Below are 23,671 nucleotides of genomic sequence, written 5' to 3'. Positions count from 1 at the left end.
CATGACCACCCCCGACACCGAACTCCCGGTCTTCCCGGGCGACCGGGACCCTCGCTGCCCCTTCGACCCCGCCCCCGAGTACACGCAGTGGCGTGCGACGGGCGGTCTGCGGCGGGTGAACTGGCAAGGCCACTCCGTCTGGGCGGTGAGCCGGTACGAGGACATCAAGGTGGCGATGACCGACCCGCGGATCAGCGCGGAGGTCGCCGCGCAGCAGGCCGATGCGGAACACCACGGCGACGCCATGCCCAAGATCTTTCCCCGCATGGACGACCCGGAGCACGCCGTGTTGCGGCGGATGCTGACCAAGGACTTCACGGTCAAGCGGGTCAACGCGCTGCGGCCCGAGATCGAGAAGATGGCGAACGAGTTCATCGATGCGATGGTCGCCGGCGGCAGCACCGCGGACCTGGTCCAGGCGTACGCGCTACCGATCCCGTCCCTGGTGATCTCCCGGCTGCTCGGCGTGCCGTACGCCGATCACGACTTCTTCCAGGAGATCACCGGCGTCCTGATGAGCCGGGTCGCCACCGAGGAGGAGAAGCAGCAGGCCAACGGGAAGATCTTCGGCTACCTGTACGAGCTCGTGGCCCGCAAGCAAGCCGAGCCGGACGACGACCTGATCAGCCGCCTCATCCAGGAGTACCTCCCGAGCGGCGAGCTGACCCGCGAGACCATCGCGATGAACAGTTTCATCCTGCTCAGCGCCGGCCACGAGACCACCGCCAACATGATCGGCCTCGGCACCCTGGCCCTGCTGGAGAACCCCGAAACCCTGGCCCGCCTCCGCGACACCGACGACCCCAAGGTGGTCGCGGGCGCGGTCGAGGAACTGCTGCGGTACCTGACCATCGTGCACAGCCTCGTCGCCCGAGTGGCCAAAGAGGACATCGAGATCGGCGGCACACTCGTCCGCGCGGGCGAAGGGCTGATCATGAACCTGCCCGCCGCCAACCACGACCCGGCCTTCCTCGACGACCCGGGCACCCTCGACATCGACCGCAACGCGCGCGGGCACATGGCCTTCGGCTACGGCGTCCACCAGTGCCTCGGCCAGACACTCGCCCGCGCCGAACTGGAGATCGCGCTGCCCACGCTGCTGCGCCGCGTGCCGAACCTGCGGCTCGCCGTGCCGGTGGAGGAGATCCGGTTCCGTAACGACATGAGCATCTACGGCGTCCACGAACTGCCCGTCACCTGGGAGTAGCCACGACGGACCTTCGATTCTCCGGATCGCTGCTACTTTCGATGACGTGGATGATCAATGCTTGATCGATGTCGGTGGTGTGCGACTTGCCTACCGCACCTGGGGGGATCCGAGCGCCCAGCCGATCATCCTGTTGCATGGTCTCGGCTCGGACGGGTCGACGTGGGACGAGACAGCCGGCGACCTCGCGGATCTGTGGCATCTGTACGCGCCTGACCTTCGAGGTCATGGCCGGATCCCGGCCGGGTGGAGCGATTGGTCCTCGAAGAGGCTCCGCCACCATTTCCGCTCGGCCTCGCGACGCCGCAGCGTCCGGACGGGCCGGTGGCCTTCGACTGGGTGGCGCGTCCGGCGATCGTGGAGCAGTTGAACGCACCCGATCCGGCCTGGTGGGCCGAGATCCCGCAGGTCGACGCGCCCACTCTCGTCATCGCCGGCGGGATGGACAGCCATCTGCCTCAGGACAAGATCGCGGACATGGCCGCCCGGTTCCCCGCTGGACGCCTGGCCACCATCCCTGTGGGGCACCGGGTGCACACCGTCCAGCCGGCCGGGTTCGGTGAGGTTGTCCGAGCTTTTCTCACGGCATCACCCTGAGCTCAGGGTGCCGTCCGCCCTCGCGGAATCAGCCCGCATCGCCGGGTTCTCCGGTTCACGCCGGGTGAGCACCAAGGGGGCGTCCTCGGTGATGGCCACCGTGTGCTCGGAGTGGGCCGTGCGCGAGCCGTCCGCCGACCGAATGGTCCAGCCGTCGGCGTCATAGACGATCCGGTCGGTCGTACGGGCGAACCAGGGTTCGAGCGCGAGGGTCAGGCCCGGCCGGAGCGTGAGGCCGCGCCCTGCCCGCCCCCTGTTCGACACGTGGGGCGCCTCGTGCATGGTGCGGCCGATGCCATGGCCACCGAATTCGTCGTTGACCGGATAACCGTAGTCGCGGGCCACCGCCCAGATCGCCGCAGAGATGTCACCCACGCGATTGCCCGGACGCGCCACCTCGATGGCCGCCTCCAACGCTTCCTCGGTGGCGCGGATGATCCGCAGGTCCTCCTCGGCGGCGGTCCCGACGACGACCGTACGCGCCGAGTCGGCCACCCAGCCGTCGATGCTGACCGCGATGTCCGCGCTGAGCACATCCCCATCGCGCAGCGTGTAGTCATGCGGCAAGCCGTGCAGGACGGCGTCGTTGACCGACAGGCAGATGACGTTGCGGAAAGGGCCCCGGCCGAAGGACGGCGCGTAGTCCCAGTAGCACGACTCCGCTCCGCGCCGTTCGATCATGCCGCGAACATGGCGCTCCAGGTTCAGGAGGTTGACGCCCACGTCGGCGATCCGACCGACCTCGGAGAGCACCTCGGCGACGAAACGGCCGGTCACGTGCATGCGTTGGATCTCCGCAGGCGACTTCAGTTCGATCACGAGTACCTCACACACCTAGAGTATTGGTATTTTTATACCGATACTCTAGCGCTTGCCAGTATATAAATACCAGTCATATCCTGAGGCCATGGTCCGTCAACCGCTCACGCCCGAGCAGATCGAAGCCGGCAGACGTCTCGGTGCCCTGCTGCGCCGCGCGCGAGCCGGGCGCGAGCTCGCGGAGGTCGCGCACGCGGCCGGCATCTCGCCGGAAACCCTGCGCAAGATCGAGACCGGACGACTGCCGTCCCCTGGATTCGGCACGATCGTCTGCCTCGGCGAGGCACTCAACGTGCCGGTTCAGGAGCTGGCGGCCATCTGGCGCGGCAACGACCTACCGCTGGAAGCCGTCTCGTAGCCCCGCGGCTCATCGCTGATCTCAGGCAGCTAACCGCCCAGCCGGATGATGCCGCGGGAAGCGGCGACCGTCACCGCGGCGGTGCGGTCGTCCACGCCAAGCTTGGCGAAGATGTGCAGCAGGTGGGTCTTGACCGTGGCCTGGCTGATGCACAGGTGGGCGGCGATGGCCTTGTTGCTCATCCCCTGCGCGACCGCGCCGAGGACCTCGACCTCCCGGCCGCTGAGAGCGTCGGGAGCATCGGCACGCGCCCATGACAACACTCGGGTCGCGATCGCCGGCGACAGGGCGCTCCCCCCTCGCGCCGCCGCCCGGATCGCGTCGAACAGCTGCTCACGGCCGGTGTCCTTGAGCATGTAGCCGATGGCTCCGGCGTCGATGGCGCGTGAGATGTCGCCGTCGGTGTCGTAGGTGGTCAAGACGATCACCTTGGCGTCCGGGTCGTGTTCGCGGATCCGGCTGATCGCCGTCGCGCCGTCGATCTCGGGCAGCTGCAGGTCCATCAGGGTGACGTCGGGCCGCAGGTCGCGCGCCAGCCGTACCGCGTCCGCGCCGGAGACCGCTTCGCCGACCACCTCCAGGTCGCCCTGGGTGCCGAGCATCGCCCGTATGCCGTCGCGGACCACCGGGTGGTCGTCGACGATCAGCACCCGGACGGTCATCGCGCCCCGCTCAAAGCCACCGCCGGGAGGCTGGCCACCACTGTGGCGCCCGCACCCGGGGCACTCTCCACGAGCAGCGTGCCGCCGAGCTGCTCCATCCTCTCCCGCATGATCGAAAGGCCGTGTCCGGAGGCGGCCCGCCCGGGATCGAAACCGTCGCCATCGTCGTGGACATCGAGCACGACCAGATCCTCCATGTATGACAGGGTCAGCGTGACCTGCTCGGCGCGTGCATGGCGGCGAACGTTCGCGACCGCCTCCTGCGCCACGCGCAGCAGCTCTGCCTGCGCCTCGGCTTCGAGCGGCCGGAACTTGCCGGTGATCACGGTGTGCGCGTCGATGCCGGTCTCATCCGACAGCCGGCCGGACAGCCGCCGCAGGGCCTCCGGCAGGCCGCACTCGTCGAGCTGGCCGGGTCGCAGCGCTCGCACCACCCGGCGGCTTTCGGCGAGATTCTCCCGGGCCGCCTGCAGCGCCTGGGTCAGGTGCTTGTTGTCCGGCAGGGTCGCCTGGGCCGCCTCCAGCAACATCGCCACGCTGGCGAATCCCTGGGTCAGGCTGTCATGGATGTCGCGGGCCAGCCGCTGCCGTTCGGCCGCCACGCCCGCCTGCCGTTCGGCCACCGCCCGCGCCTCCTGGGCGGCCTGCAACTGGTCGATCAGCTCCTTGCGCTCGGCGCTCTGCCGAGCCACCGAATAGAAGTACCCGACCGAGGCGGCCGCGCTGATCGCGATCAGCGCGGTGATGGCGATCTCGGTCCAGGTGATCGACCCGCCTTCGTGGTAGCTGTGCCACAACCAGCCTCCGGCGCACGACAGCACCGCGACCAGCCCGACGCGCAAGGCGTCCATGCAGTACGGCACCAGCACGCTCAGGCAGACCACCATGAAGGACGAGTCGATCGCGATCAGCCCCAGCCAGAGCAACCCGCCGCCGACCACGTACGGCAGGGGCACCTCACCCGCGGGAGGCGTACGCAGCACGAACCACACCGCATACCAGGCGGCCAGCCCGGCCACCAGCACCACCGGGAGTACCTGGCTCACCTCCATCACGGGTCCGGCCGAGGTCAGCACCAGCCATGAGGCGAAGAAGGCGTGCTGCCACCGGCGCCGCGACCGCTCCCAGGACTCCACACCGCCGACGATAATCAACCACCCGTCCGTTCGGCATCAACCAGTCGACTGATCACGTAATCGGCATTCCGCTCGATGCGGGCGCCGCCGTACCGGAACCAGACTCGACGGCGTGACCGCCATCCCCAGCCCGACCCAAGCCGTCTGGCACCTCGGCCCGCTCCCGATCCGCGCCTACGCCCTGCTGATGCTGCTCGCCGTCCTCGTCGGCATCCGGGTGACCCGGCGCCGCTGGGTCGCTCGCGGCGGCGAGCCTGGCGTGGTCGGGGACATCGCCACCTGGGCCGTGCCGTTCGGCCTGGTCGGTGCCCGGCTGTACCACGTGGCCACCGACTGGCAGCAGTACTTCGGACCCGGCAGCGAACCGCTGCGCGCGTTCGCGATCTGGGAGGGCGGGATCAGCATCTGGGGCGCTGTCGCGGGCGGCGCGCTGGGCGCGTGGCTGGCCTGCCGCCGGCGCGGCATCGCGCTGCGCGACTTCGCCGACGCCGTCGCGCCCGGGATCGCGCTCGGGCAGGCGATCGCCCGCTGGGGCAACTGGTTCAATCAGGAGTTGTACGGCAGGCCGACCACCCTGCCCTGGGCGCTGGAGATCGACCCAGCCCATCGGCCACCCGGTATGGAATCCACCGCGACCTACCATCCGACTTTCCTCTACGAGTCGCTGTGGGACCTGGGCGTGGCGGGGTTCGTCGTCTGGGCCGAACGGCGGTTCCGGCTCGACCGTGGCCGGACATTCGCGCTCTACGCCGCCGCCTACACGACCGGTCGCGCCTGGATCGAGTGGCTCCGCATCGACCCCGCTCCCCACATCCTCGGTCTGCGCCTCAACGACTGGACCGCGCTGCTCTGCTTCACGGCTGCCGTCATATACCTCACCGCCACCCGAAAGGCCGCTCCAGCGGATCGACCAGGCGACGGGCTTCCTGATGGACCCGCGTGACGGGACGAAGGGCCCGGCTGGTCGGAACATTTGTGCAAGCCACCAGCGCCCATGGACGGCGACAGTGAGCTTGTGACTATTCCGCCGACGTTCGACGACCAGCTGGACGACCCCGATCCGCGGTCCCCTGACCGGGAGCCGCACGTGGGACGCGAGCCCCTGGGAGTGGGCATGACCGATGACAAGATCGACGGTGCGGCCCTGGACGGTGTGGCGGCCACCTGCCTGTGGACGCTCCGCAACCGCGCCGAGGAGTCGATGCACCCCGGCTCGGCGTTCCACGACCCGCTGGCCGAACGCCTTTGCCGCAGGATCGACTACGACTACGAGCGGTTCGGCAAGCCCAGCCAGACCCATCCGCTGCGCGCCCTCACCCTGGACCTCGCCATCCGCGACTACCTGGACCGGCATCCCGCCGCCACGGTGGTCGCCCTCGGCGAGGGCCTGCAGACCACCTACTGGCGCCTGGGGCGGCCCGGCATCGACTGGCTGTCCGTGGATCTGCCACCCGTCATCGACCTGCGCACCCGCCTGCTCCCGCAGGAGCCGCGCATGACCGCGATCCCGGCCTCGGCGCTGGACCGCACGTGGATGAACGTCCCCGATCCGGCTCGTGGCGTGTTCATCTCCGCCGAGGGACTGTTCATGTACTTCGAACGCGACCAGGTGATGTCCCTCATCGCCGATTGTGCCGCGCGGTTCCCCGGCGGGCGGCTGTTCTTCGACTCGATACCCGCCTTGTTCCGAAACCGGACGCTGAAGGGCTACCGCATGTCGGCCCGGTACACCGCGCCGCCCATGCCCTTCAGCCTGTCGGTGTCCGAGGCCGCCCGCCTGCCCACGCAGATCCCGGGCGTGGCCACCGCCGAAGAACTGCAGCCGCCGCCCGGCCGCAAGGCTTGGCGATCGAGAACGCTCCGGAAGATCGCGGCCCTGCCCGGCCCGCGCGATCTGCGCCCGTCGGTCACTCTGCTGAGCTTCGCCGACCAGCATGGACAGTCCAGGTGAGCAGCTCATCTGGACGAGTGGTATCGCTCAGAACTGCAGTTCTGACCAATCGATCACCATAGGGATCGGGTTGCTGACACTGGGAACCGGCCGCGGTCTTGAGCGCGGCGAGAGAGCTGTCGATCCACGGCTGCACGCTCTGGCACCCCTGCTCGCGATACTCAACGGCTTGAAGGAGACATTCGAGCTTGTCGGCGTCGCGTCGCCAGGAAGATGACAGACTGCGACCATGCGGCCACCACGAGCAAAGTATTTCAATACCACCGGCCCCTGCGACCCGAGGCACCACTACATGCTGCCGCCCACGCCGCAGCTCCCGCAGGTGCGCGAGCTCATCGAGAGGGACCGCTACTTCGTGCTGCACGCGCCCCGGCAAACCGGGAAAACGACCGCGCTGTACACGCTGGCGTCCGAGCTGAACGCCGAGGGCGACATCGCCGCCCTGATGTTCTCCTGCGAACGCGCCAAGGCTGCCGGTGACGACTACGCCGCCGCGGAGGCGATTTTGCTGCAGTCTCTCCGCGAAGCCGCCACGTGGTCGGGATGGACCGAGGCACTGCTGCCGCCGGATCCCTGGCCGCAGGCCGCGCCAGGCAGCCGGTTCGGCGCGGCGCTGAGCGAATGGTGCCGCCGCTGCCCGCGCCGGGTGGTCCTGATCCTCGACGAGATCGACGCCCTGCAGGGCTCCAGCATGGTCAGCATCTTCCGCCAGCTTCGCGACGGCCACAACGCGCGGCATGAGGGCCGTCCGTTCCCCTCTTCGGTGGTGCTGTGCGGGTTGCGCGACGTACCCGAATACAAGGTCACCTCTGGAGGCAACCGCGATTGGTCGAGCCCAGGCAGCCCGTTCAACATCATCACCGAGTCACTGCGCCTAGGCGACTTCACCGCCGACGAGATCGCCGAGCTGTACGACCAGCACACGCAGGCGACCGGCCAGGAGTTCACCAAGGACGCGGTGGACCGGATCTTCGAGCTGGCTCAGGGACAACCATGGCTGGTCAACGCCCTCGCTTACGAGATCACCTTCCGGATGCGGGTGAGCGGCGCCATCACCACCGCACAGGTCGATGAGGCCAAGGAGCGGCTGATCCGAGAGCGCCCCGTCCACCTGGACGCTCTCATGGCGCGACTGCACGAGCCCCGGGTGGAACGGGTGATCCGGGCGATCATGGCGGGAACGATGCCGGGCACGGACGCTTCCTTCGACGATGACGTCTCCTACGTTCATGATCTCGGTCTCATCCGGGGAACCGGAGAAGCGGAGATCGCCAACCCGATCTACCGAGAAGTCCTGCTGCGGCGGCGGCTCCTGGGTGCCGACCTGCTACGCCACCAGGAACAAGACGACCCATTCACCGACGAAGCGCTGGCCAAGGCCTGCCTGAGGATCTTCGGGCACTCGAATCAGCATGATGGCAGAATGTAATCATGCCGCCACCCGGAGCAAGATACTTTAATACCACCGGCCCCTGTGATCCGCAGCTCCACTACATGCTGCCCCCCACACCACGGCTACCCGAGGCGCGGGCGCTCATCGAGATGGACCGCTACTTCGTGCTGCACGCGCCCCGACAGACCGGCAAGACGACCATCCTGGACGCTTTGGCGTCGGAGCTGACCGCCGAGCGCGACATCGCCGCTCTGTCGTTCTCCTGCGAGCGCGCCAAGATCTTCAGCGATGACATCGCCGCCACGGAGACGATTCTGCTGGATTCCCTCCGCAGGGCTGCCGACTTGTCGGGATGGTCCGGTGAATTGCTGCCGCCGGACTCCTGGCCGGAGGAGCAGGCGGGCACCCGGTTCGGTAAGGCGCTGAGCGCGTGGTGCCGCCGCTGCCCGCGCCGGGTGGTGCTGTTCCTCGACGAGATCGACGCCCTGCAAGGCGAGAGCCTGATCAGCATCCTCAACCAACTCCGCGACGGTCACAACATACGATCGAAGGGCTATCCGTTTCCCGCGTCGGTGGTGCTGTGCGGGTTGCGCGACCTGCGTGAGTACAAGGTAGCCTCGGGCGGCGCTCCCGACCGGTTCAATGTGGCCAGCCCGTTCAACATCATCCGCAAATCGCTACGCTTGGGCGACTTCACCACCGACCAGATCGCCGAACTCTACGGCCAGCACACGCAGGCGACCGGCCAGGAGTTCAACAAAGACGCGGTGGACCGAGTCTTCGAACTGACACAGGGACAGCCCTGGCTGGTCAATGCCCTCGCCGATGAGATCATCACCGAGATGGGAGCGACGGGGACAATCGGTGACGAGCAGGTGGAGGAGGCCAAAGAGCGGCTGATCCGGGCGCGCGCCACCCACCTGGACGCCCTCGTGGCGCGGCTGCGCGAACCACGGGTGGAACGGGTGATCGAACCGATCCTGGCGGGAACGTGGCCAGACACGGACTCTTCTTTCGACGATGACGTCTCCTACGTTCACGATCTGGGCCTCATCCGGGGAACTCGGGATCTGGAGATCGCCAACCCGATCTATCGAGAGATCCTCCTACGGGTCCTGGGCAATCGCACGGAGCGGTTCGTGAAGGCCGATCCGCACAGCTTCGTGCTGCCAGACGGCCGTTTCGACCTGCCGCGCCTGCTGCAGGAGTTCGTCGTGTTCTGGCGCGAACACGGCGAGGTACTCATCCGGCAGGAGGGCTACCACGAAGCCGCCTGCCAGATCATCCTCATGGCCTTCCTGCACCGCCTGGTCAACGGCGGAGGCCAGCTCGACCGGGAGTACGCCGCCGGCACCAAGCGCCTGGACGTACTGGTCCGCTGGCCCTACACCGGCCCCGAAGGCGAACGGCTCACGCAGCGCGAGGCCATGGAACTCAAGGTCTGGCGAGCAGGCGAGAACGACCCGCTGCCCGACGGCCTCATGCAACTCGACCGGTACCTGGACCGCCTCACCCTCACCACCGGCGCGCTGGTGATCTTCAACCGGCGCCCCGAAGCCCCGCCATGGAAGGAACGAGGCGCTTTCGAGCAGGCGACCACGCCGTCCGGCCGTCAGGTCACCGTTCTGCGGGTGTAACGGGTTCCTTGCCGTCCGGCTCGCACGCGATTTGATCAACCCGCAGCGAGCGCCGCAAGGCGGAGTAAAGATTTATTGACACCATGTCTGCGCTGCTTTACTTTTGACTATGTCAAGTTTGTTGTACATGGGAGCGGACATGTCCTCCGAAGAGAAGCGCACGTGGATCTACGTCGTGGTCGCGGTTGGCGTAGCCGTGGTCTACTTCGCGACCGTCCTGTCGAAGGTCCCGGGAACGGACGTGGCGACGATCGCCTACGTGTGGCCGATGCTCACCGCGATCGGTGTCGGGGTCGCCGCGAACATCGTCCTGAACATCATGGCCGCGATCCTCTCGCCGAGGGAGGCCGACAAGACCGACGAGCGCGACAAGCAGATCAACCGGCGGGGCGAGTACGTCGGGTTCTACGTCATGAGCGTCGCCGCGATCGTCCCGCTCGGCCTGGCGATGGCGAAGGTTGAGCAGTTCTGGATCGCCAACACGCTCTACCTGGCGTTCGTCCTGGCCGCCCTCGCCTCCTCCATCGTGAAGATCGTCGCGTACCGACGGGGCTTCTAGCCCATGGCCAAGCCCACCAGGGTCACCAACGCGATCCGCGCCCTGCGGTTCGCCCACGGGGAGATGACTCAGGCCGAGCTGGCCGACCGCATCGGCGTAACCCGCCAGACCATCATCGCCATCGAGCAGAGCCGCTACTCGCCGTCACTGGAGATGGCCTTCCAGATCGCCCACGTGTTCGGGGTGCCGCTCGACGACCTCTTCCAGCACCCCGACACCGAGGACTAACCGCCACACCACTACCACCGGCGCGCGGGGACACCGCCCCGCGGCCTTCCTCCTTCACGCCCAAAAGCAAGGGAGAATCATGTACACCCCTCAACGCCTCGCCCGGAACGCAGGCCTTGCCATGGTCGACAGACCGGTGGCGGCCGACACCTTCGTTGAATCGGGGGCCGTCAGATGATCACGGGACCCTTACGAGCCGGCGCAACAGCTGAAGGAGCCGAGCTAGTCCGCACCGCCCGTATGACCGGGCTGTTCTATCTCGGTATGGCCATCACGGGCGTGCTTGGTTTTCTGGTCATCCGGCCGCAGCTTTTCGCGGCCGACGATCCCAGTGCGACGCTGGCGCACCTGGTCGGGAACGAGTCGCTCGCGCGCGCCGGGGTCGTGCTGGAGATGCTCATGGTCCTCACCCAGGCGCTCACCGCCACGTGGTTCTACCGCCTGTTCCGCACCGTGGACGCCTTAGCCGCCGGCGGCATCACCGCCTTCGGCCTGGTCAACGCGGTCACCGGCCTCGGCAGCGCGGCATTCCTGGCGACAGCGGTCGAGATCGCGTTCGGCCCGGTCGGCGACGCGCCGGCAACCGTCCAACTCCTCTACCTGTTGAGCGGCAACCTGTGGGGCGTGGGAGCGATGTTCTTCGGCCTGTGGCTCATCCCCATGGGCTTCTGCGTGCTCCGCTCGGGGTGGATGCCCCGACCGCTGGGCTGGGTGCTCATCGCAGGCGGCACCGGCTATCTGCTCGGCGCGTTCATCGTGTACCTCGCTCCCGAGGCAGGAGTCGTCGCCGAACTCCTCGCGATACCCGCGCACGTCGGCGAGTTCTGGATGGTCGGCTACCTGCTGGTCCGCGGCCTCCGCCGTCGCGCGCTCCAGGAAGCACCGCGAGACGACGCCCATGTGGCGCCACCTGCGGTGGCGTGACCGTCGTACGCCGAAATTGCTGGATGACCAGGTACGAGCCGAGCGCCTGGGTGGAGTGGATCACGTTGGTGGCGACAGCACATGCCCGCTCCACCCCCTGTCCGACAAGGGCGCTGGCTTGGGTGCGATTCCCGAACGCGCGGGAGCGGATACGACCGACGGCGCGTTCGGGGCGGTCGCCAGCCAAGCTCCCGCCTCCCCCATGGGCTGACCGTGGCGAAGCGAGTCGTGTGCTCTACCTGTCCCAGAGAGCGCTGAGGGGCAGCGCTGTCAGCCGGTCTCCGAAGGACAGCGACCTCGCCCCTGTGTAGAAGACGAAACCGTGAATGAAGTCTTCGCCGAGACTCTCGCGTAGAGCTGCAAGGCCCTGGAAATCGTCCTGGTTGACAGAGTCAGTGGCTTTGGCCTCCACACCGACAATCCGCCCATTGTTTCGTTCAAGTACGAGGTCGACCTCAGCGCCCTGGCTGACCCTCCAGTGATGGAGTCCGACTCGAAACGGCGCCCAAGTGGCCTGCTTCGCGATCTCGTTGACGATGAACGACTCGATAAGAGGCCCCCGTGCCGGCGAGACCCTGGCAGCCAGGCCATCCGCGTCAACACCGATCAGATGAGCAGCAAGGCCGGTATCGGTGATGTGCAGCTTGGGACGACGAATCGACCGAGCCACAAGATTCCGAGACCACGCCGGAACCTGACGGATCAGAAAAACTGTCTCCAGCAAGCCGATGTAACGGCTGATCGTGCTGCGATGGAGTTGGAGATCACTGCCGATCTTGACCATGTTCGGCTCTTGAGCCGTATTCGCCGCGGCAATGTTGAGAAGTTGCCGGAGACTGCTCGGCTCATCGACTCTCGCCATCTCCCTGATGTCGGTGTCGATGACCGACTGAACGTAGGTCCGATACCACCTGTCCCGGGTGAACTCCGATCTCATCGCGACTGCCTCCGGATAGAACCCTCGACAGACCAGTTCGAAGTAGTCCCTTCGGCTGTAGTCGCTGGGTGACGAAGAGCGCAACGCACCAGGATCGTGGAAAGCCGTCACAAGGAAGGATTCGCCTCTTCCGGCAAGCTCCTCCTGAGCAAAGGGCCAGACCTCAAGGATGCCCGCGCGCCCCGCAAGTGATTCGCTCAACGACGGCGTGGACAGAAACCTTGTGGAACCCGCCAGAACGAACTGCCCCCGCTCAGTCTTCCGATCGACCTCCGCCTTGATCGCCAGGATCAGCTCGTCTCCGCCCCGCTGGATCTCGTCGATCATCATCGGACGCGGCCCGTCCGCGATGAAGGAACCGGGATCGGCCTGCGCGGCCGCTCTCAACGGGCCGTCATCCAGGGTGAGATAGGTCCCCCCTCCTCCCTTGTTGAGCTGTTGAAGCAGAGTGGTCTTGCCTGACTGCCTCGGCCCATTGACGATCACCACTCTGAAGGCGTCGAGGAACTCCTCGGCGTGGCCGGTTACCTGGCGTGAAACCAACTCGGACATGGCAGCTCCTTCCTGCGGCGATCCAGACCAGCGTAGAGCCCAACCGACATTTGACGGTGCAAAAAACCGACAGATCACGGAGGGCCAACCGACATTTGACAGGCAAAAAAACCGACAGACCACGGGCCACGACCAACATCCGAGACGACGGACGTGGCGCCCGACAGAGCGCCTGGGAGCGTGGGTGGAACTGAGGGTGCGCGGTCGACGACGAGGACCGCACGCTGTGGATCACCCGCGCCGGGGTTGGCTACCTCCACCCCGCAGGCCCCTGTTTCTCACTCAGTCACCGTTGAGGACGCGGGTCATCCACTCCAGCGTCCCCGTGCGAAGAGCCTCCTCCGCGAGCCGCTTCCCGGTCGCGGTCTTGAGCGCGGCAAGAGAACTGTCAATCCACGGCTGCACACTCTGGTGCCCCTGCTCGCGATACTCGACGGCTTGCAGGAGACACTCCAGTTTGTCAGCGTCGCGTGCGCAGACCGCCTCGAGACTGACCTTTTCCTCATACTCGCCGACAGCGTCTCTCACCATGTCGGCCACAGGCTCCGGCACGCCCCGCACCTGGTCGGCCGTGACTTCCTCGTTCGGGGCCGCCTTGAGGTAGCGCTTGCCGATGTACGGGATGTCGGTGATGCGGGTCTCCTGGGTGTCGTGGAACAGGCTCATGAACGCGGCTCGTTCGGGGTTGCCGCCCTCAAGTGCGGCGATCACGCTGGCGATAATCGCCGTACGGAACGAGTGGTCGGCAATGCTCTCCGGGTCATGCACGCCCGCCACGAGCCATCCGGTGCGCTTGTAGCGCTTGAGCAGCCCGATCTCATACAGCAGACCCGTCAGTCCCGCCAGGTCGTCCGCCATGGTCCCCCTCCCGCGCCCTCACGACATTGTCCGGCAGGGAGGGCGAGAAGCTCAACGCGCTTGCCCCGACAGCAGGAGGGCCCAAGCTTCCTCGGCACGTTTGCTGGGCCACCACTGTGTTTCGTGGACGGTGACCCTGTCCGAGTCATGTGTAGTGCGCCGGATGAACATCAGGCCGCCCGAAGCGCAGAGTTCGTACATCTGGTCCTGGCATGCACAGGTGTGTTGCCGCACCCGTACGTGTGCCGATCTGGGGAGTGGCTTCGACCAGGCAAGCTTCTCATGATCGGGCTGTGCGGGCTCGGCATGGATGCTGTGGTAGACCCAAGTCATGAGCTCACCCTAAAGCCATCTTGTCTACCTCGTCTAGGACGTTGCCCATATGCCATCCGTAGGCGACGTACCTAACGTCGGCATTGTGGAAGTGGATAGGTTCGATCCGACGCCGATCTATCAACAGGTGGCGGCGATCATCCGAGAGCAGATCAAGGCTGGTGCGCTGGGGCCACGCGATCGGATCCCATCGGAGTCGGAGATGGTACGAGATCACGGGGTCGCGCGCGATACCGCCCGCCAGGCCGTGGCTCTGCTGCGGGACGAGGGGTGGGTGATGACCTTGCCTCAACGGGGCAGCTTCGTTGCCGATCGCGAGAGTTGGCCAGCGGAGGGCTGACTGTCGCCGACAATGATCGTGTGACGGATGTGACTCAGGCCCAGCGCATGCCGGTCACCGTGCGAGCCGCCAGGTTCATCATGGTCTCACCCGCCAACCCGGCGAAGCGTTCAGAAGACAGCCCGAGCGGAGCGAGGTCCTCCAGGGGGCGGGCGGTAGCCCGCCTGGGAGGACGTCCGGAGCGAAGCGGAGGGCCTTGCAGTGCGCGTAGCGCCAAAGGAAGAGCGTCGAGCTTCCAGGAGCGCGAAGCGCCGATGGTGAGCCCTTTGTAGAAGGGCGGGCGTCAAACGGCCAACCACCCAAATGGGTAACGGGTGGGACGCAGAAAGACGCCCGGAGCGAAGCGGAGGCCCCTTTAAGGAGGCTGGAAAACTAGCTGATCTTGTGGATCCAGCTGTGGGTGTCGGGGCGGGAGCCGTACTGGATGCCCACCAGTTCCTCGCGGATCCGCATCGTCACTTCTCCAGGGGTGCCGTCACCCACCGTCCACGCCCGGTCCGTGCCCTTGACCGAGCCGACCGGCGTGACCACCGCCGCCGTCCCGCAGGCGAACACCTCCGTGAGCTCGCCCGACTCGCAGCCAGCCTGCCACTCGTCCGTGGTGATGAGGCGCTCTGAAGCCTCCAGGCCGAGGTCGGCGGCGAGGGAGAGGATGGAGTCGCGGGTGATGCCGGGCAGCAGGGTGCCGGTCAGCGCGGGGGTGACCAGTTTGTCGCCGAAGACGAAGAACAGGTTCATTCCGCCCATCTCCTCGACGTACCGGTGCTCGTGCGCGTCCAGCCACACCACCTGGTCACAGCCCTGCTCGACGGCCTGCCGCTGGGCGACGAAGGCGGCGGCGTAGTTGCCGCCGCACTTGGCGAAGCCGGTGCCGCCGGGCGCGGCGCGGGTGTACTCGGTGGAGAGCCAGACGGAGACGGGCTGGACGCCGCCGGTGAAGTAGGAGGCCGCCGGGGAGGCGATGACCATGTACCGGTATGAGCGGGACGGGTAGTTGACGCCGAGGCCGACCTGGGTCGCGATGATGAACGGGCGCAGGTAGAGGCTGTGGCCCTCGGTGGTGGGGACCCAGTCCTTGTCGGTCTGGACGAGGAGTTCGAGTGACTCGACGAACGCCTCTTCCGGAAGCGCGGGCATCGCCATGCGCTCGGCCGAGGTGTTGAAGCGGGCGGCGTTGGCGTACGGGCGGAAGGCCACGATCGAGCCGTTGACCTGGCGGTACGCCTTGAGCCCCTCGAACAGCTCCTGCGCGTAGTGGAACACCGAGGTGGCCGGGTCGAGCGAGAGCGGCCCGTACGGCTCAAGGCGGGCGTCGTGCCAGCCCTCGCCCTCGGTGTAGTCGATCGAGACCATGTGGTCGGTGAAGGTCTGCCCGAACCCGGGGTTCGCCAGTACCTGCTCCCGCTCGGCCGCAGTGCGAGCGTGGTCGGATAGCTGCACGTCGAAGCTGAGCTTCTGAGCGATGGTCATGACGAAGGTCCTTCTCTCTACGGTTCTGGGACAGACTCTACGGCTCTGGACGGTCACTGCTTAGAGCAGCCTGTACTTCCTATTGTCTCGCCATTTGGGATTGCAAGCGGCTAATGGGGTGCTTTAGCCATTCAGACGCGAAAAAGCGCCTCGCGGTCCTTGTGCGGACCGCCAGGCGCTTGGGGAGCAGGGCGGCCCTAGCTCGATACTCGCGCGGTGATGTCGTCACCGATCTCGTGTGTCGTACGGCCGGCCCAACCGGCCAGGCGCTCGACGATGTCGTCGGCGACGGCCTGCTCGACCTTGGCCGCCTCGGTGGACAGGCCGAGGTGCTCCAGGAGCATGGCGACCGACAGGATCGTCGCGGTCGGGTCGGCCTTGCCCTGCCCGGCGATGTCGGGGGCGCTGCCGTGCACCGGCTCGAACATGCTGGGCGCGGTGCGCTCGGGGTTGATGTTGCCGCTGGCCGCCAGGCCGATGCCGCCGGCGATCGCCGCGCCGAGGTCGGTGATGATGTCGCCGAAGAGGTTGTCGGTGACGATGACGTCGAACCGCTCGGGCTGGCTCACGAAGAACATCGAGGCCGCGTCGATGTGGCTGTAGTCGGTGGTGACCTCGGGGTATTCCTCCGCCACGCGGTTGACCGTGCGCTGCCAGAGGTCGCCGGCGTAGGCGAGGACGTTGGTCTTGTGGACGAGCGTCAGCTTCTTGCGCGGGCGGGACTGGGCCTTCTCGAAGGCGTAACGGACCACGCGCTCGACACCGTAGGCGGTGTTGAGCGACTCCTGGGTGGCGATCTCGTACGGCGTGCCGCGGCGCATGACGCCGCCGGTGCCGGCGTAGAGGCCCTCGGTGCCCTCGCGGACGACGACCATGTCGATGTTCTCGGTCGGGGTGTCGGCCAGCCGGGTCTCGACGCCGGGGAAGAGCTTGACCGGACGCAGGTTGACGTAGTGGTCGAAGGTGAAGCGGAGGCGGAGCAGCAGGTCGCGCTCCAGGATGCCGGGCGGCACGCTGGGGTCGCCCACGGCGCCGAGCAGGATCGCGTCATAGCCGCGCAGCTCTTCGAGCACGGCGTCGGGCAGTGTCTCGCCCGTGCGGTGATAACGTGCGGCACCCAGGTCGTAGTGGGTGGCCTCGATCTTGGTCCCGACGGCCTCCAGGACCTTCAGCCCTTCAGCGACGACTTCGGCGCCGATGCCGTCTCCGGGGATGACGGCCAGGCGAATATTCCGCGACTCCATGTGCGTACCTTACCCGCTCGTCTCGACTGCCGAGCAACCTATCTCACTTCTTGGACAAGAGAGTCAGCCGCGTCTGGCGTCGAAGATGAGGTCCCAGGCCCTGGTTCTGGCATGGGCCACCGCGCCCAGCAGCACTCCACTGTCTCCCAGAGCACTGGCCACCACCACCGGCCGCAGGGGACCCAGTTCCGCGATCCGGTCCTTGATCGCCGCGCCGAGGAGGTCCAGGTTGCGGCCCACTCCGCCGCTCAGGACGATGACCTCCGGGTCCAGGACCGCGGCCACCGCCACCAGCAGACCGCCGATGCGGCGGCCTTCCGCCTCCACCACCGAGCGGGCCGCCGGGTCGCCGTCCGCCGCCACCGCGAAGACCTCCTTGGCCGTCTCCAGATCCAGCCCGGCCGCGCGGGCCGCGCGGACCACGCTGGGAGCGGCGGTCACCGTCTCCGTGGCGCCGTGGGACAGGGCATCGTCCGTGGGGGGCGAGTCGGTGGGGACGTAGGAGACCTCTCCCGCCGCTCCCCTGGCACCGACGTAGAGCTCGCCGTTGATGACGATGCCCATGCCGACGCCCGTACCGATGGAGACCAGGGCGAAGTTGGACTTGCCGCGCCCCTCCCCGTACGTGTGCTCGCCGACCGCCGCCAGGTTGATGTCGTTCTCGATGACCAGCTCGACGTCGAGGGCCGACCGGAGGCGACCCGCCAGGTCAGGCGGGCCCGGGAGGTTGGGCGCGAAGTCCAGGCGCCCCTGGGCCGGGTCGTAGACGCCGGGCGAGCCGACCACCGCGCAGGCGATCGCCGACCAGTCCAGCTCCGCCTCCCTGGCCGCGGCGTGGCACAGCTCGCCCACGAGGATCGCCAGCTCGGCCGAGTCGCGGGCGGTGTTGCGCCCGTCGCAGCGGCCCGCGAACGTACCGCGCAGGTCCGCCACAGCGACGCGGATCCAGTCGCGGCCGATGTCGATGCCCGCCACGTGGGTGGAGGCCGCGTTCATGTCGTAGAGCGAGGTCACCGGGCCGGGACGGCCCGACACCTCGCCGACCAGGTGCACCAGCCCGTCTTCCTCCAGGCCGGCCAGCGCCGCCGAGACCGTCGGCTTCGACAGTCCGGTGATCTTGGCCAGATCGGCCCGTGACGCCGGGCCGTTCGCGTGGAGCTGGTCGAGCAGCCGACGCTCGTTCAGCACCCGCAGCAGCCGCGGATTACCCAGCCCACCCCGCATCTTCAGCCCTCCTCGCGCCAAACTCTAGCCAACTGCCCTAGTAGTAAACTAGCTTTCTTACCAAACAGCGGGGCGCGCCCACCCGAGAGGACGATGTGCGATGGACCGATCATGGCGACTGATCCCGGCCGCGGCGGTCTTGTTGGCCGCTGCCGCCTGCGGTAACTCCGCCAACACCACTACCGACAAGGGCGCCACGGCGAATGCCGGGGGCGCCTCGAAGACGATCGCCCTCTTCCTGCCCGAGTCCAAGACCACGAGGTATGAGGCGTTCGACCGGCCGCTGTTCGAGGCGAAGGTCAAGCAGCTCTGCGCCGAGTGCAAGATCCTCTACAGCAACGCCGAGCAGGACGCGGCCAAGCAGCAGCAACAGGTCGAGGCGGCCCTCACCCAGGGCGCGAACGTGCTGGTGCTCGACGCGGTCGACGCCAACGCGGTGGCCCCGCTGGTCAACCAGGCCAAGCAGAAGAAGATCCCGGTGATCGCCTACGACCGGCTGATCTCCGGCATCGACTACGCGTACTACGTCTCGTTCAACAACGTCCGCGTCGGCGAGATGCAGGGCCAGGCCCTGCTCGACGCGATGAACGCCAAGGGCACGACGGCCAAGGGCCAGATCGTGGAGATCCACGGCGCGCCCACCGACCCCAGCTCGGCCGACTACAAGAAGGGCGCCAAGAGCGTCCTGGGCGGCAAGGTCAAGGTCGGCAGGGAGTTCGACACGCCCGACTGGAGCCCGGACAAGGCCCAGCAGCAGATGGAGCAGGCGATCACCGCCATCGGCCGGGACAACATCGTGGGCGTGCTGTCGGCCAACGACGGCATGGCGGGCGGCGCGATCGCCGCCATGAAGCGCGCGGGCTACAAGGAGCTGCCGCCGATCACCGGGCAGGACGCCGAGCTGGCCGCCGTGCAACGCATCCTCACCGGCGAGCAGTACATGACCATATATCTGGACATCAGGGCTGAGGCGGAGAAGTCCGCCGAGCTGGCCGTGGCCGTGGCCAAGGGCGAGCAGCCCGCCGCGACCAGCAAGGTCAACAACGGCACCGTCGACATCCCGGCCTTCCTCCTCGACCCCATCGCCGTCACCGCGGACAAGGTCAAGGACACGATCGTGAAGGACAAGTTCTACACGGCCGACCAGATCTGCACGGCCGAGGTCAAGGCCGCCTGCGCCAAGGCGGGCATTCAGTAAATGCTCTCCGCGACAGGCATCTCCAAGCGCTACGGCGCGGTCCAGGCCCTCGACGGCGCGAGCCTCCAGCTGCGCCCCGGCGAGGTCACCGCCCTCATGGGCGACAACGGCGCGGGCAAGTCCACGCTGGTCAAGACCATCTCGGGGGTGGTCGTCCCCGACGAGGGCACGATCACGGTCGACGGCACGCCGGTCAGGATCACCAACCCGCACGACGCGCAGGCGCTCGGCGTCTCGACCGTCTACCAGGACCTCGCGCTCTGCGAGAACCTGGACGTGGTGGCCAACCTGTTCCTCGGTACGGAACGCCGCCGCTGGACGCTTCTGCACCACATAGAGATGGAACGCGCCACCCGCGAACTGCTCGAACAGCTCGACGTACGCATCAGGGACATCAGGGTGCCGGTCGCCATGCTGTCGGGCGGCCAGCGCCAGTCCGTCGCGATCGCCAGAGCGCTGATCGGCGAGCCGCGGCTGGTCATCCTGGACGAGCCCACCGCCGCGCTCGGCGTGGAGCAGACGGCCCAGGTGCTCGCACTGATCGGACGGCTGCGCGAACGCGGGCTCGCGGTCCTGGTCATCTCACACAACCTGGCCGACGTACGGGAGGTGAGCGACCGCGTGGTCGTCCTGCGCCTGGGACGCAACGCCGGTGAGTTCGGTACGGCAGACACCACGCAGGAGGAGATCGTGGCCGCGATCACGGGGGCAGGGCGATGACCGACACACTGGCGCGCAAGCCCTACACGCCGAAGGTCGCGGTCGAGCGGCTGAGACAGGGCGACGTCGGCGCGTGGCCGGTCGTCGGCGGGCTGGTGGCGATCGCGATCGTCTTCAGCGCGCTCAATGACCGCTTCCTCGCGCCGGAGAACCTCACCAACCTGGCCCTCCAGATGGCCGCGACCGGCACGATCTCGCTAGGCATCATCATGGTGCTGCTGCTCGGCGAGATCGACCTGTCGGCGGGCTCGGTCAGCGGCCTCTGCGCGACGATCATGACGATCATGCACGTCAAGCAGGGCTGGAGCGCGCTGGCGGCCATCCTGATCGCGCTGGCCGCGGGGGCCGGGATCGGACTGATCCACGGGCTGATGTTCACCAAGCTCCGGATGCCGTCGTTCGTGGTCACGCTGGCCGGGCTGATGGGCTGGCTCGGGCTGCTGCTGTTCCTGCTGCGGCAGGGCGGCACGATCAACCTGCCGTTCACCGGGTTCATCTCGAAGCTGAGCGACACCTGGCTGCCGTCCTGGCTGTCGTGGCTGCTGGTGGCGGGCCTGGTGCTCGTCTCGGGCGGCGCGGCGCTGCTCACCCGGCGCCTCAGGCTGACCGCCGGGCTGCCCGTCACTCCCCTGTGGTGGCTGCTGGTCAGGACGGGCGGGCTGGCCGTGCTGCTCGCGGTGGGCGTGCTCATCATGTCGGCAGACCGGGGCGTGCCGCTCCTGCTGATCATCTTCGGCGCGCTGGTCGTGGTGTTCGATCTCGTGCTCCGGCATACCGCGTTCGGCAGGCATGTGTACGCCGTGGGGGGCAACGCGGAGGCGGCCAGACGGGCCGGGATCAACGTGACGCGGATCAGGATCCTGGCGTTCATGCTGGCCTCCACGCTGGCGGCGGCCGGGGGCATCCTGGCGGCCAGCCGGCTGTCGGCGGTCAACCAGCAGTCCGGTGGCAGCGACATCCTGCTCATGGCGATCGCCGCGGCGGTCATCGGCGGCACCTCGCTGTTCGGCGGCCGTGGGCGCGCCTATGACGCGCTGCTCGGCGTGCTGGTCATCCAGTCGATCACCAGCGGCATGTATCTGCTGAGCGTCGACTCCTCCGTACGGTTCATGGTCACGGCCGCGGTGCTGGCCCTGGCCGTGGCGATCGACTCGCTGGCCCGCCGGGGGACCGCCCAGTGAGCCGGGTGCTGGGCATCGACGTGGGTGGAACGAAGGTCGCCGTCGGCGTGTCCAGCTCCGACGGACCGGAGATCATCGAACGGATCCGGCTCGACACCGGCGCCCGCACGCTCGAACGGACGCTCGCGGCGGCCAGGGACCTGGACGGCGCGCCGGCCGCGGTGGGCTTCTCGACGTGCGGCGTCATCCGCGACGGCCGGGTCTGCCTGGCGCCCAACGTGCCCGGCTGGGAGGGGCTGGAGCTGCCCAGGCTGCTGCGGGAGGAGTACGGCGCGATCCCGGTGGCGATCGACAACGACGTGAAGGCGGCGGCGGCGGCCGAACTGCGCTGGGGAGCGCTGCGCGGCGTGTCGGCGGGCGTCTACCTGAACCTGGGCACCGGCCTGGCGGCGGCGCTGGTGGTGAACGGCCAGGTGGTCTCCGGGGCGCACGGCGCGGCGGGCGAGATCGCCTACCTGCAGGCCATCCCGGGCGAGCCCGCCTTCGCCGACGGGCACGTGCCTCTGGAGGAGCGGGTGTCCGGAGCCGCGCTCGCGGCCCGGGGCACGGCCCTGCTCGGCCGCGAGACCACGGCGGCCGACCTGCTGGCCCTCTTCGCCACCGCCCCCGCCGGCGCCTCTGACGGCGCTCCCGCCGGAGCCGATGTGGCGGGGCTGGTGGACGAGGCGCTCGCGCTGCTGGCCATGAGCGTGGCGAACCTGTGCGTGACGTTCGACCCCGAGTGCCTGGTGGTCGGCGGCGGCATGATGGGCGCGGCGGACCTGATCATGCCGCGCCTGACGGCCGAGCTGCGCCGGGCCGTACCCTTCCCGCCCGAGGTACGCCCGGCGCGGTTCGCCGACGACGCCCCGCTGCTCGGCGCGCTGGCACTCGCCCATGCCGCTTCACAGACTTCATGAGTTTGTGAAATAGGTGTAGCTTAAGGAGTATGGCTACCGAGAAGGTGCGATTAGCCGCCGAGAAGGCCACACTCCTCGCCACCCTGTACGGCAGGGCACTGGACGCCCGATCACCGCGTCCCATCCTCGACGACCGCCTGGCCGCGGCGACCGTCGCGCGCATCGACCACGACTTCCGCCAGACCGGCATGGACCGCCGCAACGCCGGCTCGGTCGCGCTCAGGGCCCGCTTCCTGGACGACTGGGCCAGGGAGTTCCTCTCCCGGCATGCCGAGGCGACCGTGCTGCATCTGGGCTGCGGCCTCGACACGCGGGTCTACCGCCTGGCGCCGCCGCCGGGCGTCGACTGGTATGACGTGGACTATCCCGACGTCATCGACCTGCGCCGGCGGCTGTATCCGGAGGAGCACAGGAGCATCGGCACGTCGGTCACCGACCTCGGCTGGCTGGACCAGGTGCCCGCGGACAAGCCGGTGCTGGTCGTCGCCGAGGGACTGTTCTACTACCTCGATCCGCCGGGTGGCCGGGCGCTGGTCAGGGCGATCGTCGACCGGTTCCCCGGCGGCCAGTTCGTCTTCGACGCGGTCAGCCCCTTCGGGCTGCGCCTGCAGGCGATCAACAAACCGCTCAAGAAGGCCGAGGCCACGATGCGCTGGGGCATCGACGGGCCGGACGACCTGCTGTCGATCAGCCCGAAGCTGCGTCTCGTCACCGCCCTGAGCGCTTTCGACCTGCCCGGCTACGGCCGCCTTTCGGCCTCACACCGGATCTCGGCCGGGATCGCCAAGGTCGTGCCGCGCTTGGCGAGGGCGGCCGTCTTCTACCGGCTGGAGTTCTGAGGGGCGCCGCCGTTGTCCCTGCGGTCCAGGGCGGTCTGCAGGGCCTCGGTCGCCTCGTCCTCGGTCTCGTCGGTGGCATTCCAGGCATACATCTCGTACATGGGCGTCTCATCTCATTTCGCGGGGCGTCGTGATGGTGAAGTCGGATCCCGGTCACGAATCCGACCGGGCCTGATCTCGTGGGGTCCGGATCGCGGACCGAACGAAGGGGCTTACCGGCCGACGCAACGCCACACACCGCGGCGAGTCGTCGACCTGCCCTAACAGGCCCCGCCGCGGCAGGTAAGAAGTACGAGAACCTGGCGCATCTTTCGAAAGAATACCTGGCGGTAGTTTGGCTGTCTCGTTGGACGTCCTACTATCTCGCATCCTGAGACAGAAAAACGGCTGCCGCGAGAGCGGCAG

General features: G+C 67.8%; 25 protein-coding genes and 1 pseudogene. 17 read left to right on the top strand and 9 right to left on the bottom strand.

Annotated features, from left to right (window positions below):
• Window position 1: 1 nt before the first annotated feature.
• The 3 genes from KME78_RS17240 to KME78_RS17235 are packed head-to-tail and all read left to right on the top strand — an operon-like array spanning window position 2 to window position 1,804.
• Complete coding sequence (locus tag KME78_RS17240) at window positions 2-1,207, top strand: cytochrome P450 (RefSeq protein WP_246651262.1); 1,206 nt, start codon at window positions 2-4, stop codon at window positions 1,205-1,207.
• Between the two features lie 46 nt (window positions 1,208-1,253).
• Window positions 1,254-1,577, top strand: a complete 324-nt coding sequence (locus KME78_RS67955; protein WP_372454915.1) for an alpha/beta fold hydrolase — start codon at window positions 1,254-1,256, stop codon at window positions 1,575-1,577.
• Window positions 1,574-1,804, top strand: a complete 231-nt coding sequence (locus KME78_RS17235; protein ID WP_372454914.1) for an alpha/beta fold hydrolase — start codon at window positions 1,574-1,576, stop codon at window positions 1,802-1,804. The genes KME78_RS67955 and KME78_RS17235 overlap by 4 nt, the downstream gene beginning before the upstream one ends.
• Here KME78_RS17235 and map read toward each other — a convergent pair.
• Window positions 1,796-2,623: a type I methionyl aminopeptidase gene (gene map / locus KME78_RS17230; RefSeq protein ID WP_219530049.1), complete on the bottom strand. Its 828-nt coding sequence runs from the start codon at window positions 2,621-2,623 to the stop codon at window positions 1,796-1,798. The genes KME78_RS17235 and map overlap by 9 nt on opposite strands.
• A gap of 88 nt (window positions 2,624-2,711) precedes the next feature.
• Between map and KME78_RS17225 the strand changes: the two genes are divergently transcribed.
• Complete coding sequence (locus tag KME78_RS17225) at window positions 2,712-2,981, top strand: helix-turn-helix domain-containing protein (protein WP_219530047.1); 270 nt, start codon at window positions 2,712-2,714, stop codon at window positions 2,979-2,981.
• 29 nt (window positions 2,982-3,010) lie between these two features.
• On the opposite strand, the gene KME78_RS17220 is transcribed toward KME78_RS17225, so the two are convergent.
• Both KME78_RS17220 and KME78_RS17215 read right to left on the bottom strand, forming a co-directional pair.
• Complete coding sequence (locus KME78_RS17220; protein WP_219530045.1) at window positions 3,011-3,643, bottom strand: response regulator; 633 nt, start codon at window positions 3,641-3,643, stop codon at window positions 3,011-3,013.
• Window positions 3,640-4,779 (bottom strand): sensor histidine kinase, encoded by a 1,140-nt coding sequence (locus KME78_RS17215; RefSeq protein ID WP_219530042.1) that lies wholly within the window; start codon window positions 4,777-4,779, stop codon window positions 3,640-3,642. The genes KME78_RS17220 and KME78_RS17215 overlap by 4 nt, the downstream gene beginning before the upstream one ends.
• A gap of 112 nt (window positions 4,780-4,891) precedes the next feature.
• On the opposite strand from KME78_RS17215, the gene lgt reads away from it, so the two are divergent.
• Both lgt and KME78_RS17205 read left to right on the top strand, forming a co-directional pair.
• Entirely contained in the window at window positions 4,892-5,722 is an 831-nt protein-coding gene (gene lgt / locus KME78_RS17210; protein WP_219530040.1) for a prolipoprotein diacylglyceryl transferase, read from the top strand.
• A gap of 72 nt (window positions 5,723-5,794) precedes the next feature.
• The gene (locus KME78_RS17205) at window positions 5,795-6,730 is read left to right on the top strand and encodes a class I SAM-dependent methyltransferase (RefSeq protein ID WP_219530038.1); all 936 of its coding nucleotides are present in this window, start codon (window positions 5,795-5,797) and stop codon (window positions 6,728-6,730) included.
• On the opposite strand, the pseudogene KME78_RS64340 reads toward KME78_RS17205, so the two are convergent.
• Window positions 6,687-6,932, bottom strand: a pseudogene (locus KME78_RS64340) (hypothetical protein); the annotation flags it as partial. The gene KME78_RS17205 and the pseudogene KME78_RS64340 sit on opposite strands and share 44 nt — an antisense overlap.
• Window positions 6,933-7,022: 90 nt before the next feature.
• On the opposite strand from KME78_RS64340, the gene KME78_RS17200 reads away from it, so the two are divergent.
• The 5 genes from KME78_RS17200 to KME78_RS17180 all read left to right on the top strand — a co-directional run bounded on the left by KME78_RS17200 (window position 7,023) and on the right by KME78_RS17180 (window position 11,471).
• Complete coding sequence (locus KME78_RS17200; protein ID WP_219530036.1) at window positions 7,023-8,159, top strand: ATP-binding protein; 1,137 nt, start codon at window positions 7,023-7,025, stop codon at window positions 8,157-8,159.
• Window positions 8,160-8,224: 65 nt separating this feature from the next.
• Window positions 8,225-9,760, top strand: a complete 1,536-nt coding sequence (locus KME78_RS17195; RefSeq protein ID WP_219530034.1) for an AAA family ATPase — start codon at window positions 8,225-8,227, stop codon at window positions 9,758-9,760.
• A 139-nt stretch (window positions 9,761-9,899) separates the two neighbouring features.
• Complete coding sequence (locus KME78_RS17190; protein ID WP_219530032.1) at window positions 9,900-10,319, top strand: hypothetical protein; 420 nt, start codon at window positions 9,900-9,902, stop codon at window positions 10,317-10,319.
• A gap of 3 nt (window positions 10,320-10,322) precedes the next feature.
• Window positions 10,323-10,547, top strand: a complete 225-nt coding sequence (locus KME78_RS17185; RefSeq protein ID WP_219530030.1) for a helix-turn-helix transcriptional regulator — start codon at window positions 10,323-10,325, stop codon at window positions 10,545-10,547.
• A 240-nt stretch (window positions 10,548-10,787) separates the two neighbouring features.
• Window positions 10,788-11,471, top strand: coding sequence for a DUF4386 domain-containing protein (locus tag KME78_RS17180; RefSeq protein ID WP_219530028.1), 684 nt, complete (start codon window positions 10,788-10,790; stop codon window positions 11,469-11,471).
• A 235-nt stretch (window positions 11,472-11,706) separates the two neighbouring features.
• Here KME78_RS17180 and KME78_RS17175 read toward each other — a convergent pair whose 3' ends face one another.
• Together KME78_RS17175 and KME78_RS17170 are read right to left on the bottom strand one after the other, a co-directional pair.
• Complete coding sequence (locus KME78_RS17175) at window positions 11,707-12,960, bottom strand: ATP-binding protein (RefSeq protein WP_219530025.1); 1,254 nt, start codon at window positions 12,958-12,960, stop codon at window positions 11,707-11,709.
• A 282-nt stretch (window positions 12,961-13,242) separates the two neighbouring features.
• Entirely contained in the window at window positions 13,243-13,818 is a 576-nt protein-coding gene (locus KME78_RS17170) for an HD domain-containing protein (protein WP_219530023.1), read from the bottom strand.
• A gap of 418 nt (window positions 13,819-14,236) precedes the next feature.
• Here KME78_RS17170 and KME78_RS17165 point away from each other — a divergent pair, with 418 nt between their 5' ends.
• Window positions 14,237-14,491, top strand: coding sequence for a GntR family transcriptional regulator (locus KME78_RS17165; RefSeq protein ID WP_219530021.1), 255 nt, complete (start codon window positions 14,237-14,239; stop codon window positions 14,489-14,491).
• Window positions 14,492-14,863: 372 nt separating this feature from the next.
• Here KME78_RS17165 and KME78_RS17160 read toward each other — a convergent pair whose 3' ends face one another.
• The 3 genes from KME78_RS17160 to KME78_RS17150 form a co-directional block, all read right to left on the bottom strand.
• On the bottom strand, window positions 14,864-15,961 hold the full coding sequence (locus KME78_RS17160) for a branched-chain amino acid aminotransferase (RefSeq protein ID WP_219530019.1): 1,098 nt from the start codon (window positions 15,959-15,961) through the stop codon (window positions 14,864-14,866).
• Window positions 15,962-16,158: 197 nt separating this feature from the next.
• A complete protein-coding gene (locus KME78_RS17155) occupies window positions 16,159-17,205 on the bottom strand; it encodes a 3-isopropylmalate dehydrogenase (protein ID WP_219530017.1) in 1,047 nt (348 codons plus the stop codon).
• A gap of 63 nt (window positions 17,206-17,268) precedes the next feature.
• Window positions 17,269-18,429 carry an ROK family transcriptional regulator gene (locus tag KME78_RS17150; protein WP_219530015.1) on the bottom strand — a complete coding sequence of 387 codons (1,161 nt, stop codon included), beginning with the start codon at window positions 18,427-18,429 and terminating at the stop codon, window positions 17,269-17,271.
• A gap of 100 nt (window positions 18,430-18,529) precedes the next feature.
• Here KME78_RS17150 and KME78_RS17145 point away from each other — a divergent pair, with 100 nt between their 5' ends.
• From KME78_RS17145 to KME78_RS17125, 5 genes are read left to right on the top strand one after another with little or no spacing between them, the layout of a single operon-like run.
• Window positions 18,530-19,627: a sugar ABC transporter substrate-binding protein gene (locus KME78_RS17145; protein WP_219530013.1), complete on the top strand. Its 1,098-nt coding sequence runs from the start codon at window positions 18,530-18,532 to the stop codon at window positions 19,625-19,627.
• A complete protein-coding gene (locus KME78_RS17140) occupies window positions 19,628-20,347 on the top strand; it encodes an ATP-binding cassette domain-containing protein (RefSeq protein WP_219530011.1) in 720 nt (239 codons plus the stop codon). It abuts the gene before it with no gap.
• Window positions 20,344-21,528, top strand: coding sequence for a sugar ABC transporter permease (locus KME78_RS17135; protein WP_219530009.1), 1,185 nt, complete (start codon window positions 20,344-20,346; stop codon window positions 21,526-21,528). Before KME78_RS17140 ends, KME78_RS17135 begins: the two co-directional genes overlap by 4 nt.
• Window positions 21,525-22,427, top strand: coding sequence for an ROK family protein (locus KME78_RS17130; RefSeq protein WP_219530007.1), 903 nt, complete (start codon window positions 21,525-21,527; stop codon window positions 22,425-22,427). The genes KME78_RS17135 and KME78_RS17130 overlap by 4 nt, the downstream gene beginning before the upstream one ends.
• Window positions 22,428-22,456: 29 nt before the next feature.
• The gene (locus KME78_RS17125) at window positions 22,457-23,266 is read left to right on the top strand and encodes a class I SAM-dependent methyltransferase (RefSeq protein WP_219530005.1); all 810 of its coding nucleotides are present in this window, start codon (window positions 22,457-22,459) and stop codon (window positions 23,264-23,266) included.
• Window positions 23,267-23,671: the final 405 nt, after the last annotated feature.

Source organism: Nonomuraea guangzhouensis (assembly GCF_019396345.1).
GTDB classification, from domain to species: domain Bacteria; phylum Actinomycetota; class Actinomycetes; order Streptosporangiales; family Streptosporangiaceae; genus Nonomuraea; species Nonomuraea guangzhouensis.
Note: the sequence above shows the minus strand (reverse complement) of the source record. Positions and strands in the feature narration are given on the sequence as shown.